At 62.9% G+C, this 16,516-nt stretch carries 12 protein-coding genes; 5 read left to right on the forward strand and 7 right to left on the reverse strand.

Features of this window, described 5'->3' with window-relative positions; all coding sequences use genetic code 11:
• Window positions 1–19 precede the first annotated feature (19 nt).
• Together NKH31_RS11565 and NKH31_RS11570 are read right to left on the reverse strand one after the other, a co-directional pair.
• Window positions 20–1,192 (reverse strand): MFS transporter, encoded by a 1,173-nt coding sequence (locus NKH31_RS11565; protein ID WP_254861953.1) that lies wholly within the window; start codon window positions 1,190–1,192, stop codon window positions 20–22.
• 207 nt (window positions 1,193–1,399) lie between these two features.
• Window positions 1,400–2,563 carry an acyl-CoA dehydrogenase family protein gene (locus NKH31_RS11570; RefSeq protein WP_254861954.1) on the reverse strand — a complete coding sequence of 388 codons (1,164 nt, stop codon included), beginning with the start codon at window positions 2,561–2,563 and terminating at the stop codon, window positions 1,400–1,402.
• Between the two features lie 150 nt (window positions 2,564–2,713).
• Between NKH31_RS11570 and NKH31_RS11575 the strand changes: the two genes are divergently transcribed.
• Both NKH31_RS11575 and NKH31_RS11580 read left to right on the forward strand, forming a co-directional pair.
• A complete protein-coding gene (locus NKH31_RS11575; RefSeq protein ID WP_254861955.1) occupies window positions 2,714–4,222 on the forward strand; it encodes an amidase in 1,509 nt (502 codons plus the stop codon).
• A 225-nt stretch (window positions 4,223–4,447) separates the two neighbouring features.
• Window positions 4,448–5,614, forward strand: coding sequence for an indoleamine 2,3-dioxygenase (locus NKH31_RS11580; RefSeq protein WP_254861956.1), 1,167 nt, complete (start codon window positions 4,448–4,450; stop codon window positions 5,612–5,614).
• 194 nt (window positions 5,615–5,808) lie between these two features.
• On the opposite strand, the gene NKH31_RS11585 is transcribed toward NKH31_RS11580, so the two are convergent.
• Window positions 5,809–6,264: an ester cyclase gene (locus tag NKH31_RS11585; protein WP_254861957.1), complete on the reverse strand. Its 456-nt coding sequence runs from the start codon at window positions 6,262–6,264 to the stop codon at window positions 5,809–5,811.
• A gap of 94 nt (window positions 6,265–6,358) precedes the next feature.
• Window positions 6,359–7,327 carry a winged helix-turn-helix domain-containing protein gene (locus NKH31_RS11590; RefSeq protein WP_254861958.1) on the reverse strand — a complete coding sequence of 323 codons (969 nt, stop codon included), beginning with the start codon at window positions 7,325–7,327 and terminating at the stop codon, window positions 6,359–6,361.
• A 559-nt stretch (window positions 7,328–7,886) separates the two neighbouring features.
• Here NKH31_RS11590 and NKH31_RS11595 point away from each other — a divergent pair.
• Window positions 7,887–8,684 (forward strand): hypothetical protein, encoded by a 798-nt coding sequence (locus NKH31_RS11595; protein ID WP_254861959.1) that lies wholly within the window; start codon window positions 7,887–7,889, stop codon window positions 8,682–8,684.
• 332 nt (window positions 8,685–9,016) lie between these two features.
• Here NKH31_RS11595 and NKH31_RS11600 read toward each other — a convergent pair whose 3' ends face one another.
• A complete protein-coding gene (locus NKH31_RS11600; protein ID WP_254861960.1) occupies window positions 9,017–9,541 on the reverse strand; it encodes a GNAT family N-acetyltransferase in 525 nt (174 codons plus the stop codon).
• Window positions 9,542–10,739: 1,198 nt separating this feature from the next.
• Window positions 10,740–12,077 carry a kynureninase gene (gene kynU / locus NKH31_RS11605; protein ID WP_254861961.1) on the reverse strand — a complete coding sequence of 446 codons (1,338 nt, stop codon included), beginning with the start codon at window positions 12,075–12,077 and terminating at the stop codon, window positions 10,740–10,742.
• Between the two features lie 189 nt (window positions 12,078–12,266).
• On the opposite strand from kynU, the gene NKH31_RS11610 reads away from it, so the two are divergent.
• On the forward strand, window positions 12,267–13,235 hold the full coding sequence (locus NKH31_RS11610) for an alpha/beta hydrolase (RefSeq protein ID WP_254861962.1): 969 nt from the start codon (window positions 12,267–12,269) through the stop codon (window positions 13,233–13,235).
• A gap of 185 nt (window positions 13,236–13,420) precedes the next feature.
• Here NKH31_RS11610 and trpB read toward each other — a convergent pair whose 3' ends face one another.
• The gene (trpB, locus tag NKH31_RS11615; protein WP_254861963.1) at window positions 13,421–14,578 is read right to left on the reverse strand and encodes a tryptophan synthase subunit beta; all 1,158 of its coding nucleotides are present in this window, start codon (window positions 14,576–14,578) and stop codon (window positions 13,421–13,423) included.
• A 275-nt stretch (window positions 14,579–14,853) separates the two neighbouring features.
• On the opposite strand from trpB, the gene NKH31_RS11620 reads away from it, so the two are divergent.
• Window positions 14,854–16,497: an acetate--CoA ligase gene (locus tag NKH31_RS11620; protein ID WP_254861964.1), complete on the forward strand. Its 1,644-nt coding sequence runs from the start codon at window positions 14,854–14,856 to the stop codon at window positions 16,495–16,497.
• The last annotated feature ends 19 nt before the right edge of the window (window positions 16,498–16,516 follow it).

Consider the following 16,516-nt stretch of genomic DNA (forward strand, 5'->3'; position numbering starts at 1 on the left):
CTGGCCGCTCGACCGGTGCTCAGTATCCCGTTCCGAGTAGTCGGTTGCCCGCCAGGAGCGCACAGACGACGACGAGCAGCCCGGCGAGCACGCCGAATGCTACGGCCCACCCGAACAGATCGGCGAACAGCCCCGTCGTCACCGAACCGAGGGCCCCGAGCAGCCCGTATACGGTTCGAACCAGGCCGAACCCAGCGCCCGCTTCGTCATTCGAGAGGGCGTCGAAAAAGCGCGGAAGAAACGCCGACGACCAGCCGAGACCGACGCCGAGGGCGACGACGGCGAACCCGGTCGCCAGCGGTCCGGGAACCGCGACGAGCGCGACGAACCCGAGGGCGGCGATCGCCAGACAGACGCCGGTCGTCTCGTCGCGCCCGTAGCGATCCGAGGCGGCGCCGACACCCGGACTGGTCACCCCCTGGACGAGGAAGTACGCCGAGAAGACGATCCCCGCTTCCGTCGTGGTGTACTCGTGGTGTTCGACGAGAAACGTCGGGAGAAACGAAGCCGTCGCTTGCCAGACGAACGCCGCGAGAACCGAGAGGGCGATGGTGAACGCGATCGATGGCCGCGAGATGAGAGCGACGAGCGCCGTCACCTCGAAGCGCTCGCGCATCGGCTGGGTCGGCCGCCTGGGTTCCGTCGGCCTGACGAACCAGGCGAACAGCACGAACACGACCACGGCCACGACCGCACCGATCGCCACGGCCGGTTCCCATCCCCACCGCGAACCGATCCAGGCGGCGACCACGGGCGCCGAGAGGCCGGCCACAGGACCGCCCGCGTTGTGCACCCCGATCGCTACCCCAACATCGTCGTGGGTACGCGTGAGCAACGTCGTCCCCACGCTGTAGTGTAACCCGGCCATCGCCCCGAGGGCGAGCGTCGCGAGGACGAACACGCCGAAGACGGGCGAGAGTGCGAGCGCGAGGCTCGCGAGTGCCGTCCCGCCGAGCGAGACGAGGATGATCGATCGCTCGCCGAACCGATCGGCGAGGACGCCACTCGGAAACTGCGAGAGGAAGTACGTCATCCAGAGACCCGTCAGCGCGAACCCGACGACGGTGTTCGTGACCTCGAACTCCGCCGTGATCTGCGGAACGACGGGGCTGATCGCCAGCCGCGCGACCATCGTCGCGAAGAACGCGAGCGTACACAGCGCGAGCACCGTCCGTCTGTAGGGCCACTGCATTCAATTCACACCGATCTATCCGATACTCGTTTTCCGGCCACCGAAACAAAGAGGCCGTTGATATCGGCACCGTCGGCCGTGATCGGACCGATCGGACTTCGTTCGCAATTCCGAGGATCCTCACAGCGTTCGGATCCGCGCCCCTCACGGGTCACTCCGTTCCCCGTTCGCAATTCCGAGGATCCTCACAGCGTTCGGATCCTCGTCCTACTCAAACGCCGCAATCCCAGTCAGATCCTGGCCGAGAATCAGCGTGTGGATGTCGTGGGTGCCCTCGTACGTATAGACGGTCTCCATGTTCGCCATGTGACGCATCGGCGAGTAGTCCAGCGTGATGCCGTTGCCGCCGAGCATCTCGCGGGCGACGCGGGCCTGGTCGCGCGCCATCCGGACGTTGTTGCGCTTGGCCATCGAGACGTGCTGGGGGCGCAGGTCGCCGCGTTCTTTGAGTTCGGCGAGTCGGTAGGCGAGTAACTGACTCGTCGTGATCTGGGTCGCCATCTCGGCGAGTTTGTCCTGTTGCAGCTGGAAGCGCGCGATCGGGCCGTCGAACTGGTCGCGATCGACGGCGTAGTCGCGGGCGGTCTCGAAGCAGTCGCGCGCTGCACCGACCGCACCCCAGGCGATGCCGTAGCGGGCCTGGGTCAGACACGACAGCGGCCCCTTCATGCCCTCGACGCCCGGCAATACGTTCTCCTCCGGGACGCGGACGTCGTTGAGTCCGATCTCGCCGGTGATCGACGCGCGAAGCGAGAGCTTCTCGTCGATCTTGTTCGTCGACACCCCGTCGCGATCGGTCTCGACGAGGAAGCCGCGGACCGGATCGTCGTCTGCGGATCGATCGCGCGCCCAGACGATCGCGACGTCGGCGATCGGCGAGTTGGTGATCCACGTCTTCGCGCCGTTGAGCACGTAGCCGTCCGAATCTCGCTCGGCGTGGGTCTGCATTCCCGACGGATTCGACCCGTGTTCTGGTTCGGTCAATCCAAAGCAGCCGACCGCCTCGCCGGTTCCCAGGTTCGGAAGCCACTCGTCTTTCTGCGCCTCCGAGCCGTAGGCGTGAATGGGGTACATCACGAGCGCGCCCTGGACCGAAGCCATCGAGCGGACGCCGGAGTCGCAGGCTTCGAGTTCCTGCATCAGCAGGCCGTACGCCGTCTCCGAGACGTTCGGCAACCCGTAGCCGTCGAGATTCGGGGCGAAGAAGCCGAGTTCGCCGAGTTCGGGGATCAGTTCGGTCGGAAACGTTCCGGCCTCGTAGTGGTCGGCGATGTCGGGCCGGACGCGGTCGTCGACGAAGTCACGGGCGGTATCGCGAATCAGTCGCTCTTCCTCGTCGAGGTCTGCCTCGAGCGAGACGTAATCGAGCATGCCCCATTCTGGGGCGAGCGGGGTCAAAAACGCTCCTATCGATCCGTCCCGATACCGCACCTGTCAGTCCGTCACGATGGTTGCGTCGGTCCGCTGAGTCGGACGACAGATTCAGGTCCGCCCCCCGAGATATCCCGCACGATCAGTGCCATGTCCGCAGCCGTCACCGACTCGTTCGACGTACTCGATGCGACGATCGCCGAGATACACGCGGCCATGGACGACGGCGCGCTCACCGCCGAGTCCCTCGTCAGCGCCTACCTGCGCCGGATCGAGACCTACGACGACGACCTGAACGCGATTCTTTCGGTGAACGACGGGGCCAGAGAGCGCGCCCGAACACTCGACGAGCAGTTCGACCGCGACGGATTTCAGGGGCCGCTCCACGGGATTCCGATCCTGCTCAAAGACAACCAGGATACGCACGATATGCCGACGACGGCGGGCTCCGTCGCGCTCTCCGGGTCCACCCCGCCCGGCGACGCGTTCGTCGTCGAGCGACTTCGCGAGGCGGGCGCGATCGTCCTCGGCAAGACGAACCTCCAGGAACTGTCGTTCGGCGTCGATACGATCAGTTCTCTCGGCGGCGAGACGCGAAACGCCTACGACGAAGAGCGTCGCCCGTCGGGGTCGAGCGGCGGCACGGCGGCGGCGATCGCCGCGAACCTCGCCACCGTCGGAACGGGTACCGACACCTGCTCGTCAGTCCGATCGCCGCCGGCGTTTAACGCCCTCGTCGGCGTCCGACCGACGATGGGACTGGTGAGTCGGACGGGAATCGTCCCGCTCTGTGCCACGCAGGATACGGCCGGCCCCATCGCGCGAACCGTCGAGGACGCGGCGCGGACGTTAGCGGCGATCGTCGGCTTCGATCCCGACGATCCGATTACGGCCAGGGGCGTCGGTCAGGTTCCGTCGGACGGCTACGTCTCGCTCCTCGACGCGGACGGGCTCGACGGCGCTCGAATCGGCGTCGTCCGCCAGCTCTTCGGGCCGCAATCGGACGAGGTCTCCGTCGCCGAGACCGAACCGGTGACGGCCGTCGTCGACGAGGCGATCGACGAACTGGCGGCGGCCGGCGCGTCGATCGTCGATCCCGTCGATATCGGGGACGTCGGGCATCTGAAGAGCGCTCGCGTGCTCCACTACGAGTTCGCCCGCGACTTCGACGCTTATCTGTCGAGCCGTCGACCCGACGTCGACGTCGACTCGCTCGCCTCGCTGGTCGCTTCGGGCACGCTCGCGCCCTCGATCGAAGCCAGGTTCGACGATGCGCCGATTCTTGGGACCGACGTCGACACGCTCTCTGAGAACGTCGGCTACCTGCGCCGGCTCGCCCGGCGAACCGAACTCGCAGAGACCACGCTCGCCACGATGGCCTCTCACGACGTAGACGCGCTGTGTTATCCGCCGTCGACGGTTCCGCCGGTCACCCGGGACGAACACCAGCCGTTCGCGGAGATGAACTGCGAACTCGCGGCACACACCGGCTTACCCGCCATCGTCGTTCCGGCCGGCTACACCGACGACGGACTTCCGGTGGGGCTGGAACTACTGGGACGCGCCTTCGACGAGGGTCGGCTGTTCGAACTGGCCTACGCGTACGAACAGGAGAGCGGTCACCGTCGGCCACCCGAGCGATTCGGCCCGATCGAGTGACCGATCGCTTCGAGACCTGAACCGAGGACTCGACACCAGTATCGTGGTCTACCCGACAGTCCTGTCCGTCTCACTCGCCGTCTGTTGTGTTACGTACAGATACTATCTTTTTCTGACTGAGATCACCACAACTCGTCTGCAACCGGGACCGACGCGCAACGCTGGGCGGCGATGGCCGAATATTTAAATAAACCTTCATACGGGACGGCGTCGGAGTACGCCTGAATGGGTGATTCGATCGCGGCCGTCCTCGACCGTCACGCCGTCTCGGCAGAGCGGGGTTTTCTCCCCGAGCGAGATCCGCTCGAGTCGTTCTCGGTCGATCGGTTCGGCGCGGACGAGGAGGCGACCCTGCTGGCGTACGACCGTCTCGCGGAGGAACTACCCGTGCGGTTGGAGGAGGGGACGTTTCGCGATAGCGTCGACGGGCTTTCGATCCCACCGGCGTCGCTCTACCCGTCGCTCACCGATCGGGAAGCGCGGCGGCTCTGTCTCCTGAGCGGTTTCTTCGCGAGCGCGTACGTCCACGAGATCGGTGCCGATCCGGTCTCGCACCTTCCGGAGCCGATTGCCGTCCCGCTCGTCGAAACCTCGCGGCGATTCGGTCGGAAACCGATCCTCTCTTACGACGTCCTCTGTCTGCACAACTGGCGACGGCGCGAACCGGGCGCGGACCTCACCGATCCGACGAACCTGGAGTCTGTCGAACGGTTCACGACGCTCGACGACGAGCGGTGGTTCGTCGTCATCCACGTCGCGATCGAGGCGAGCGCCGGCGAGGCGCTTCGCGCCTGCGCTCGCGCCCAGCAAGCGGTCCGAGCGGCCGATCCCGACGCGCTCGTCGACGCGCTCGGGACGGTCGCCGATTCGATCGCCGCCCAGACGGCCATCATGCGCCGGATGACCGAGCGCAACGACCCGGAGGCGTTCGCCCACCGGTATCGCCCGTACTACGAGGGATTCGACGACGTCGTCTACGAGGGCGTCCCCGGCTTTCGGGGCGATCCCCAGGCCTACCGCGGCGGCTCCGGCGCCCAGAGTTCGGTGTTGCCGTCGATCGACGCCGCGCTCGGGATCGACCACGCCACGACGGAACTGATCGAGAAGCTCACCGACATGCGAAGCTACATGCCCGACGCCCACCGGGCGGTCGTCGACGCGTTCGACCGCGGCCCGGCCGTTGGTTCCTACGTCGACGAGACCGGCCGGGACGACCTTCGAGAGGCGTACAACGCCTGTACCGAGGAACTCGCGACCTTCCGTCGCGTCCACTTCGGCCAGGTGATCCAGTACATCCGTGCCGTCACCGGCGAGACGACCGGTACCGGCGGAACCGACTACATGCAATTTCTCCAGGAGATGCAAGAAGAGACCGCGGCCCAGAAGCGGTAACTGACGTAACTCACGACGATCTGTGCGCTACCTGGGACCTGTAGTGTTACTACTTCCTTCACATCAGTCGAGTTCTATGTTCAGCTCCTCGCTCGAGACATTGTTGGGTTTCGTCGCCGTCGGTACGTCTACAGCGATGAATGATGACCGATCAGCTTAATGACATGAATCTTGTAGAATGGATAGTCGAATTTTCAGATAGTAGAGGGGTCGACTCCGAGTTGCTGAAACCAAGAGAGCGTGTCGTATTCCTCGATTCTCTCTACAATGTTTCCGTCTTTGAATCGGTCGATCATGACGGCTGTTCCTTCAACCTCGTTGCCTGTCGGTTCGATACCCTGATACTCCCCTTCGTGTGTGGCTCGATACGATAAGTGCACGACGACGACATCATCTTCTGCTACCATCGTATGTAACGTAGCGTCGGTATCGGGGAGCGCCGAGAATCGACCTCGCATCAGATCTTTGTAATCATCTAGTCCTTCTAGTTCCATGAGTGGATCGGAGAACGTCAGGCCTTCATCCATCACGTCGTCCAAGGCGTCGAAGTCGTGAGTCGCCATCATTTCGAAGGTTCTTTCGACTGCTTTTTTGTTGGCTTCTCTGGTTTGTGCGTCGGTCGTCTCCGTAGTATCTGTGGGCTCGGGCATACAGACATAGACCACTATCTATGAGGTATTGGCCCTTCTGAGAAATCCTGTTCACTAGATCAACTGATAAAACAGGCGGACGAGAGAGGCCGTGTCAGCACGTACTCTCGACGACGGACAGTTTGTCATCGAAGGTCACTGTCAGTTCGTCGGGTTCATTGTTGATGGTGACCGTCACCCGAAGCGGATCGCTCGTTACTGCGGTCTGGAACTGCACTGCAATCACCTCCCCGAGTTCCCGGAATGACGACGATAACACGTCGATATCCTGCTCGTGGAGAAACGTGATCACGGGCGTCAACCCCATAGCACACAGTTCGACCGGCAAGCGCTTCGCGTATCGACACGTGTCACAGCGGAGATCACCCCAGACAGGAAAGTCCGTCACACAGATGGTGCAGGATCGGTCACGTGTCGCATCGTGGTCCTCACAGATCGATACGGATGACGTCAATGGACTGGCGCATTCACGACAGATCTTCCGCATCAGGTACGTCATATCCAGCATACACCGATAGTTGCCTGTCAAAAAGGCCTCGTCCGGCGTCCGATCGGTCAACCCAGCGGCCGGGAACGGGGTGTTAAAGACAGTCCCATCCGGGGTCGCATCCCCAAAATTGCCATCACAGTCAGTACACATGACCCGAAGCCACTGGTCTTCGTACACGGCCGTGAGGGTACCGCCACACACCGGGCATGGCGACTCGAGATCGTCGGGAACACTGGAATTTTGCTCCCCAGAAATCGCGATGAGTGTTCGAAACACCTCCTTGCCGGCCCCGCTCAGTCGGTACCCCTCGTCGGTGTGTCGAACAAAGGATGGGATGAGTTGCGAGAGGTGGTAATTGAATTGCCCGTTATCGCGAATACCGACGGCCTGTTGGAGCTCAGAAAACGAGATTGTCGTGGCGGTAGCCTCGATATCGTCGTATTCGTGGTGTGCGCCGGCTTCCCACAGGGATCTGAGGATGTCGAGGCGTGTGTCGTTGCCAAGGATAGCAAAGGCTTCATCGGGCGATAACCTCTCTAATTCGAATTCCGGACTTAACTCGGTGCCGCCCATGCCATTCACTACCATACGAGGCATGTAAAGGCCACGTGTTGGCCGGATAATCCGACCGAAAAGTGGGGGAGCGAAGTAGTGGCTGTATGTGGTGACCTACCTACGGTTGCTTCGTTGAGCAGATGGATTGATATATTCGCACATTGGATGTCGCACCGAGTTCTTCTCAAATTAACGTCAATTAGACACGGTGGAATCGATGAGGGGGTGGAAGGTGTTCCGAATATGTATTATCATCAGAAATATATTTGAGGTCTCGCTTGATGTGTTGATACTCTGTATCTTACACGCACGTTATGACCGCTGCCGGATAGGTTGAACGAGCCGTGCTGCATAGAGGGCGCGAACATAACACGGCGAGTATGCCTGTATAGTGAGTTTTAGGGTGGTAGTATTGAGCGAATTGATTCAAAATACGTTTGATATTGAAAAACCTTACTTAACTAACCCTCAAATCCGCGGAGGCTTTTTGAAACCGGCTTACTGCTGATTTCCTCAGCGGGAGAACGGCACCAAACCCATCGATATGCTTATATTATACGACCATTCACTCGTCATGATGCGACGTAGAACACTTCTCGGCACCGTCGGCGCGGCGATACCCGTTACCGTCGCCGGCTGTACAGGTAGCGGTGACGATTCTGCTGATCAGCCAACTAATGGCGACGACGCTGGTTCGGAGCCGGGTGACGAAGCAGACGATAGCAGTACCGGCGATGACACCGACCCAGGTGAAGATCTGCCTGGTAAAGGAGAACTCACGACGCTCGAATCGATCACGACGGTCGACGACCGGTACGATCCCGATTCACACTCGTTCTCTGGTAGCGGTGGCGAGACAACCGACTACTTCGACCTTCGGGATTCGATCACGGTATTCATCGCCGAACACGACGGACAGGATCAATTCGGTCCAATGTTGATCGACGAGACGGGCCTGCGAGAGTTCCGGCCGATCTTAGAACACGATCCGTTCGAAGGGTCCGCGGCTATCGGTACGCCCGCGGACACCTACTACCTCGACATCGTCGCCGATGGCGACTGGTCGCTCGAACTCGCCCAGCCGGAGTCACCCGCCGACGCGATTCACCAGCTACCCGTCGAGGTACAAGGCGAGGGCTACGACGTCGTTGGTCCCGTCCAGATCAACGGCACCGCGACGGTGCGGGGTCGACACGAAGCCGAAGGTGCCTTCGGTGTCGAGGTCCTCGACGAAGAAGGGCGAGGCGAACACGGTCAACTCGTCCCGGTCTTCAACGAATTGGGTCCGTTCGACGGGGAGGAGCACATCGAGATCGACGCCGTCTGCTGGATTCACGTCCAGGCCGACAGTTCGTGGACGATCGAGATCGAGTAAATTCGAAGACTTATCTCGGGATATTCCATCTCGACTGTGGTGGCTATCGGGCTTACGGTGAGTGACATTCACTCCAGTCATGCACTGTTCCGCCGACCGGTGCCGGTACCCTACAACCAGCCGCCTTCACTTTCGGCTGCTGTAGTGCACCCGGCCGTAGATGCCATCGGTTCGGAGTGAACCACTGTTATCCATTACAGAATCTCGGTCGTCCATTACAGTTGGCTCTGTTGAAACCCTTGGCTGGAGATAGGTTTCAACAATCGTGCTAATTTCAGAGCGCGAGTCTTACAGGTGGGGTAGACGGGAAGTGAAAAGCCCACGGCACTTGCTCAGAGCGTATGGCGGTAGACTGCCTCGGTACGTTCCTCACTGGCAAACGTTGTCGTCGTTGTTCCGTCCTGTACGAATCCGCGCCGTTCGTAGAACGTTCGCGCACGCTCGTTGTCTGCCAGAACACTCGGTGCAATTCCGGACAGCCGAGATGGAGGAAGCGTAATGGCCTCCTTGAGGAGTTGCGTGCCGACACCTTCGTTCCAGTACTCGGGTCGCACGTGGATGGCCGGCAGCTCGGCCTCGGATGGGGCGACGAAACTCTGGGTCTCCTCCGGAAGCCAGACGAGTTCGATGACTCCAACAATCGTTTCACGGGAGATGGCGACGAGGAGGGCCATTTTCTCGTGTGCGAGCCGGTTGTGGATAAAATCCCGAAATTCCTCAGAAACGTCAGCATCCCAATCGAGGGCGTCTGGGGGTAAGAGCTCATCAAACGCTTCCCGTCTGCTTTCCCGCATGACCCGATATATCCCGGGCACGTCGTTGGGCTCGGGACGCCGGGTCAGTACCTCCTTTCCCATAGCCTGCAGAAACCCCGCTTCTCACAAGTAGCTTTTCCGCTGACGGCGCCGCTCGTGAGTCGATGGAGATGGAATGTGCAACGTAACCGATGCTGATATACTGTACTCATCCTCAGTATGCAGCACGTTGTTTCTGCCAGGTGTCGAAGAGGCGTTTTGTCGCTCCGGTGACGCCTTCGCCCGAACTGAGCGATCACCCGTTCACAGATCAGGCAGGTTGTCTGTGTCACATTCGCGCTGTGAGTACAGCGTTGACTAGTTGAACCCCTTGTCGTGAGTGGTGTGACCGACGTAGCGGATGTCTTCATCAGCAACCGTTGAGGAGGAATCGAACGAGGGGTGATACGGTCAACGTGACTGCTCAATATGAGGGAACGAGATGTCCGAGGAGCACTTTGAGATAGAGCAACGGAAGGAACCACTCGAGTCCGTGTGGGAAGATCACGACGTACAGTGCCAGCACGACTCCAATTGTAACCAGACCCATCGCAACTGGCCGGCGCAGACGTTCTGAGACACCGAGTACGACGACGGCACTACCCAGGAGAAATCCGTACGCGACTGTGGCTTTCGCCCATGTCAGCGCAGGGAATACCGCCGCCAGAATAAACGGATGAATATGGAGTACAACAAATTGGAGCTGCGCTCTGTGACTGTGTGACGGCCTGTGCCACCATCGACTTCCCGCGACCGTCGAAGTAGCAATGATTCCGCCTGCAATATCGAGACTGATCAGGAGAACGAGTACAATCTGGAGGGGACTCCAGCCGAGTTCGGCCACTTGCGCGTAGACGAAAACCCCGCCAGCAAAGACGAACGCGAACCCGAGGATGAGCCAATTCTCTACCCGTGTCGTATCCGGGCCAACGAGTCGATCCCAACCCCCACGTAACCCGGTTCGCGGTGGACTCGGAGGGTTCGTCCGTGAATTCATGCGTATCCATCAACAGGTATCGAGATAACACCTCGGACTGAGTCGAGACAACGAGTCCACTTCGAAGCAGGAATTCGTTCGAGATCGCCGTCCGACCGTGCCGCATTCACGCGCCGTACGCGGCGGGACGCTCGAAACGTCTCACCGACTGCGGGTTTCGACAGGGCCGCCAGTAGCTGCGGTATCCGCGTCCGATCGAGCGGTATCGGGTCGACGAAGCCGGTTGCACCTGGACGACCGACGACGGTACTCGTCGACCGACGTCTACGTCACGTCGCCCGCCGGATCGTACCGCTCGTACCGTTTCTCGTCGATGATCTCGGCGAGCGTCTCGACGACCGCGTGGACGTCCTCGTAGCCCGTGTACAGCGGAACGGGGGCGACGCGGATGACGTTCGGTGGCCGGAAGTCGACGACGATCTCGCGGTCGCGAAGCGCCTCGCTAATGCGCATCGCCTCGGGGTGTTCGAGGGCGACGTGGCCGCCCCGGCGATCGGGATCGCGGGGCGTCCCGATCGTCACGCCGCGATCTGTCAGGTGCTCGTCGACGAGGTCGATCAGGTAGCCGGTGAGCCCGATCGACTTCTCGCGGATGGCGTCGATGCCGGCGTCGTTCACGGTCTCGAGCGCGCCGAACAGCGGGGCCGCGCTGAAGACCGGGATCGTTCCCGCCTGCCAGGCGCCGGCGTCGGCCGCCGGGGTGAACTCGAGGTTCATCTCGAACTGCGTCTCCTTGTCGTGGCCCCACCAGCCGGCGAGCGCGGGCGTCGTCTCGAAGTGCCGTTCGTTGACGTAGAGGCCGGCGACGGCGCCCGGTCCCGCGTTTAAGTACTTGTAGCCACACCAGACGGCGAAGTCGACGCCGACGTCCGAGAGGGCGTGGGGAACGACGCCGACCGAGTGAGCCAGGTCGAAGCCGGCGAGGATCCCCCGGTCGTGGGCCGCTTCGGTGATCCGCTCGACGTCGAACAGCTGGCCGCTGCGATAGAGCACCGAGGGCATGAAGACGATCCCGACGTCTTCGTCGTCCATCGCGGCCACGATGTCGTCCGTCTCGATCGTTCGGCCGTCTCGGCTCTCGACGAGGTGGAGGTGCTCGTCGGGATCGAGTCCGCGCTGGCGGAGCTGGGCCCGAATCGCGTAGTGGTCGGTCGGAAAGTCGAGGTCGTTGACGAGCACGCCGCGGTCGGCCGTCGGTCCGTCCCGTCGCTCGACGGCGTCCAGGAAGGTCCCGATCAGCGTGTGGATGTTGATCGTCGTGGAGTTGCCGACGACGACCTCGGCGGGGTCGGCGCCGACGAGCGGGGCGAGTTCCTCGCCGAGGCGCTCGCCGTACCAGAACCAGGGCGGGTCGGCTTCGGTCCAGCCGCGGATGCCCTGTTCGCGCCACTGGTCGACGGCCCGCTGGAGGCTCGCCTCGGCGGCGTCGGAGATCGGGCCGAGCGAGTTGCCGTCCATGTAGTAGGCGTCGGGGAGGTCGAACTGATCGCGATAGTCGGAAAGCGGATCGGCCTCGTCGCGTTCGCGGGCGTCCGATCGGCCCGCGTCTAGCTCGCGGTTCGCGTCGGCGCGCCCGTCCGTCGCGCCGTCGTGTTCGGTCATGTGATCGACTGTCGCGACGAACCCACAGGTAGCTTTCGACGCGGCTCGGGACAGAGTGGGCCACCGCTGTCCAGACCCGTCGGCCGAATGCCAGATGTGGGCGGCGTCGAACCCGGATGAGCGCGCGGTCGGCGACTCGACGGCCCCTTCGTCGGTGGACTCATCTACCAGTCTCCCGATCCGTTCCGTATGGACGAGAGCCACGCCGAATCGAGCGCGACGGATCGGGACGCGAACGCCGAACTCGATCCGGAACTGGCGGCGGTCATCGCGGAAATCGAGGCCGCGGGCGTCCCGCAGTGGTCGTCGCTGTCGGTCGAGAGCGCCAGACGAATCGAAGACGAGGTCTTCTCCGGTGGAGCGAGTCCCGAGCTGCGAACGGTCAGGGACCTCCGCATCGACGGTCCCGGCGGTGACCTGCCGGTCAGGGTCTACCGGCCCGAGCGGGAAGACCCGCCGACGCTTGTCTTCACGCACGGCGGCGGCTGGACGCTGGGAACGCTCGATTCGGCGGACAACATCTGTCGGGAACTCGCGAGTCGAGCGGCGTGTCTGGTCGTCTCGGTCGACTATCGCCTCGCGCCGGAACACCCGTTTCCGGCCGCGACCGACGACGCCTACGCCGCCCTCGCGTGGGCGGCAGACCACGCGGCCGAACTCGGCGGCGATCCCGACCGCCTCGGCGTCGCGGGGACGAGCGCCGGCGGGAATCTCGCCGCCGCGTCGGCGATCAGGGCGCGAGATGGCGGACCGACGCTGGCCGGACAGTTCCTCCTCTACCCGATGACCGACCGCCAATTCGATCGGCCGTCGTACGCGGAACACGGCGACGGGCCGCTGCTCACGGAGGCGGACGTCCGCTGGTTCTGGGAGCAGTACCTGCGCAGTCCGGTCGACGAGCACAACCCGTTCGCGACGATCTGTCGTCACCCGGACCTGGCCGGCGTCGCGCCCGCGACGGTGGTGACCGCGGGTCACGACGTCCTTCGTGACGAGGGTGTGGCCTACGCGGATCGGCTAGACGAGGCCGGCGTCGACGTCGACCACGCCCACTACCCGTCGATGGCCCACGGCTTTCTGAGCCTCACCGACAGCGTCTCGCGGGCCGACGAGGCGATGGACGGGCTAGCCGAGTCTATTCGCGAACGACTCGGGTAGCGTCGACGGACAGCCAAACCGGCGGTTCGCCCACGTGAACCGTCTGCGCGTCCAACCCGCGTTTCCTCTACGCTGGTGGCGTTTCGAGTCCTGACTCACTTCCCAGGCGTTACTCTACCCCTTCACTGACTCCGAGACGATCGGTCTCGGTCAAGACGTATTTCCGTCGAGCGCAGTCCACAGACTCAGGCGAACTCGAACAGCTCCGCCGCGGTCTCCATGTCCTTATCGCCCCGGCCGGAGAGGTTGACGAGGATGGTGTCGTGGTCGCCTTCCTCCGCCAGCTGAATCGCGCGAGCCACCGCGTGGCTCGACTCCAGTGCGGGGATGATGCCCTCGGTCTCGCTGAGTTCTCTAAACGCCGCGAGCGCGTCCTCGTCGTGGACGCCGTCGTAAGAGACGCGCCCCTCCTCCCGGAACATGGCGTGTTCGGGGCCGACGCCGGGGTAGTCGAGCCCGGCCGAGACGGAGTGAACCTCGACCTCGTCGTCGATGACGCGCGTCTTCATCCCGTGGATGACGCCGTCTCTCCCCTTCGCGAGCGGGGCCGCGTGTCGGGTCGAGTTCGCACCCTCGCCACCGCCTTCGGCGCCGTAGAGGGCTACCTCCTCGTCGTCTCGGAAGGCGTCGAACAGCCCCATCGCGTTCGACCCGCCGCCGACGCAGGCGACCGCCGCGTCGGGGAGCCCGCCCGCTCGTTCGATGATTTGCTCTCTGGCTTCGTCTCCCAGTACCGACTGGAAGTCCCGGACCATTCGCGGGAACGGGTCCGGACCGACGACGCTGCCGACGAGGTAGTGCGTGTCGTCGATGTTCTCGACCATGTCCTCTAGGGCGGCGTCGACGGCGTCGGCCAGCCCCTGGCCACCGCGGGTGACCTCGTTCACCTCGGCGCCCATGAGTCGCATCCGGAAGACGTTCATCTGCTGGCGTTCGACGTCTTTTTTCCCCATGTAGATCTCCGTCTCGAGGTCGAACAGCGCGCCGACCATCGCGGTCGCCGTCCCGTGCTGGCCGGCGCCGGTTTCTGCGATCAAGCGCTCCTTCCCGGCCTTTTTGGCCAGCAGCGCCTGTCCGAGGCAGTTGTTGATCTTGTGTGCGCCGCCGTGTAGCAGGTCCTCTCGTTTGAAGTAGATCTCCGCGTCGTAGCGGTCGCTCAGGTTCGCCGCGTGATAGAGCGACGTCGGTCTGCCGGCGTACTCGCGAAGCTGGTCGCGAAACTCGGCCTGGAAGGCCTCGCCCGTTCCGATCTCGTCGTAGGCCTCGGCCAGCTGCGAGAGCGGTTCCTCGAGCGGTTCCGGTACGTGTCTGCCGCCGTATCCGCCAAATGTGCCACTCGACATGTTCGACCGGTGAATACATACCCCGCTAAATAAAGGTATGCTGTAACGTGGCATTCTCGGGCGGATGAGCGTGTCGCTCGACGCACGCCAGTGGCGGTGATTCGATCATCCGACCCGTCGCTACGCACGTTCGACCATCGATGCACTGTATCGAACAATATTATACGATCGTGGGACTTATACTGACGATTCTGCCATGATCGTCCCTCGGACTGCCGGTTCGTCAACCGACTGCGGTACAATTATGATATGTGGTGGTCAACCACTCCCGTTATATGCAGGAGTCCATTCCGACCGAGATGCTCCCGGACCCCACCCATCAGCCGGACCTGTTTCACGCGTTGCCGGAGTTACACTACCCGGCGGAGCTGAACGCGGCCGTCGAGATGGTAGACCGTCACGTCGAATCTGGACGGAGCGAGGCGCCGGCGATCGTATTCGAGGGAGAGACGACCACCTACGGCGAACTGGCCGCGCGCGTCGACCGACTCGCGAACGCGTTGCTCGACCTCGGCGTCGAACCGGGCGATCGGGTCTTCGTTCGCTTTCCGAACCACCCGGAGTACGTCGTGAGCTGTCTCGCCACGCAGAAGATCGGCGCGATCACCGTTCCGTCGATGAAGTTACTCAGGGCGGCCGAGATCGGATACGTCGTCGAAGATTCCGGCGCGTCGGTCGCCATCGTCTACGACGACCTCCTCGATGAACTCGAACTCGCCATGGCGGATCACGACCTCGACTCGCTCGAGGAGATCGTTGTCGCCGAAGAAACCGGCGTCGAACACGACTATCACAGCTACCACGAACGCATCGAGGCGGCCAGCCCGGAGCTTGCCGCGCCGACGACCCGGCGAGACGACCTGGCGATGCTCGCCTACACGAGCGGGACGACCGGACAGCCGAAGGGGACGGTTCACACCCACCGTCAGCTGCTCGCCATCTGTGACGGCTACGCCCGCTACTGTCTCGATCCGACGCCCGAGGACGTGTTCGCGAGCAACGCGCCCATCGCCTTCACGTTCGGCTACGGGTTCGAGGTGGCGTTCCCGCTGCGCTTTGGCGCCACGTCGGTGCTCATCGAAGACCCCACGCCGGCGGACCTCCTCGCGGCGATCGACGATCACGACGTCTCGATGCTCGCGTCGGTTCCGACGGCGTACAACCAGCTGTTCGCCGAACACGCGGACGAACTCGAGGCCGCCGACGTCTCCTCGCTCCGTCGGGCGGTCAGCGCCGGCGAACCGCTGCCGCCGAAGACCTACGAGCAGATCGGCGAGCACCTGGGCGTCGAGGCTTCAGACGGCATCGGCTCGACGGAGATGCTACACATCTTCATCAGCCACCGCTATCACGACGAGATGGATCCGACGGCGACCGGATTTCCCGTCCCCGGCTACGAGGCGAAAGTGATCGATCCAGATACCGGCGAGACGCTTCCGCGCGGCGAACCGGGTCTGCTCGTCATCCGCGGACCGACGGGCGTGACCTACTGGGGGAAACCGAACGAACAGGCCGACGCCATCTTCGACGGTTGGAGCGCGCCGGGCGACATCTACGTCCACCGCGAAGACGGCCGATTCGAGTACGTTTCGCGCGCCGACGATCTGATCATCACGGGCGGCAACAACGTCGCCGGTCCCGAAGTGGAAGACGTCCTCTTAGAGCGCGAAGAAGTGTTCCAGGCGGCCGTCGTCGGCGCGCCCGACGAGAAACGCGGTCAGATCGTCAAAGCGTTCGTCGTCCTGGAAGCGGGCCACGAGGCGTCACCAACACTCACCGAGGCGCTACAGGAGTACGTCAAGGGCCAGATCGCCCCCTACAAGTACCCCCGAGAGATCGAGTACTTAGAGAAACTGCCCACGACCGAGACCGGCAAGATCCAGCGGGCGAAACTCCGCGAGCGCGAGACGGAGTCGTAATTCAACCCAGCGACGTGAC

The organism is Halovivax gelatinilyticus, from assembly GCF_024300625.1.
GTDB lineage: Archaea > Halobacteriota > Halobacteria > Halobacteriales > Natrialbaceae > Halovivax > Halovivax gelatinilyticus.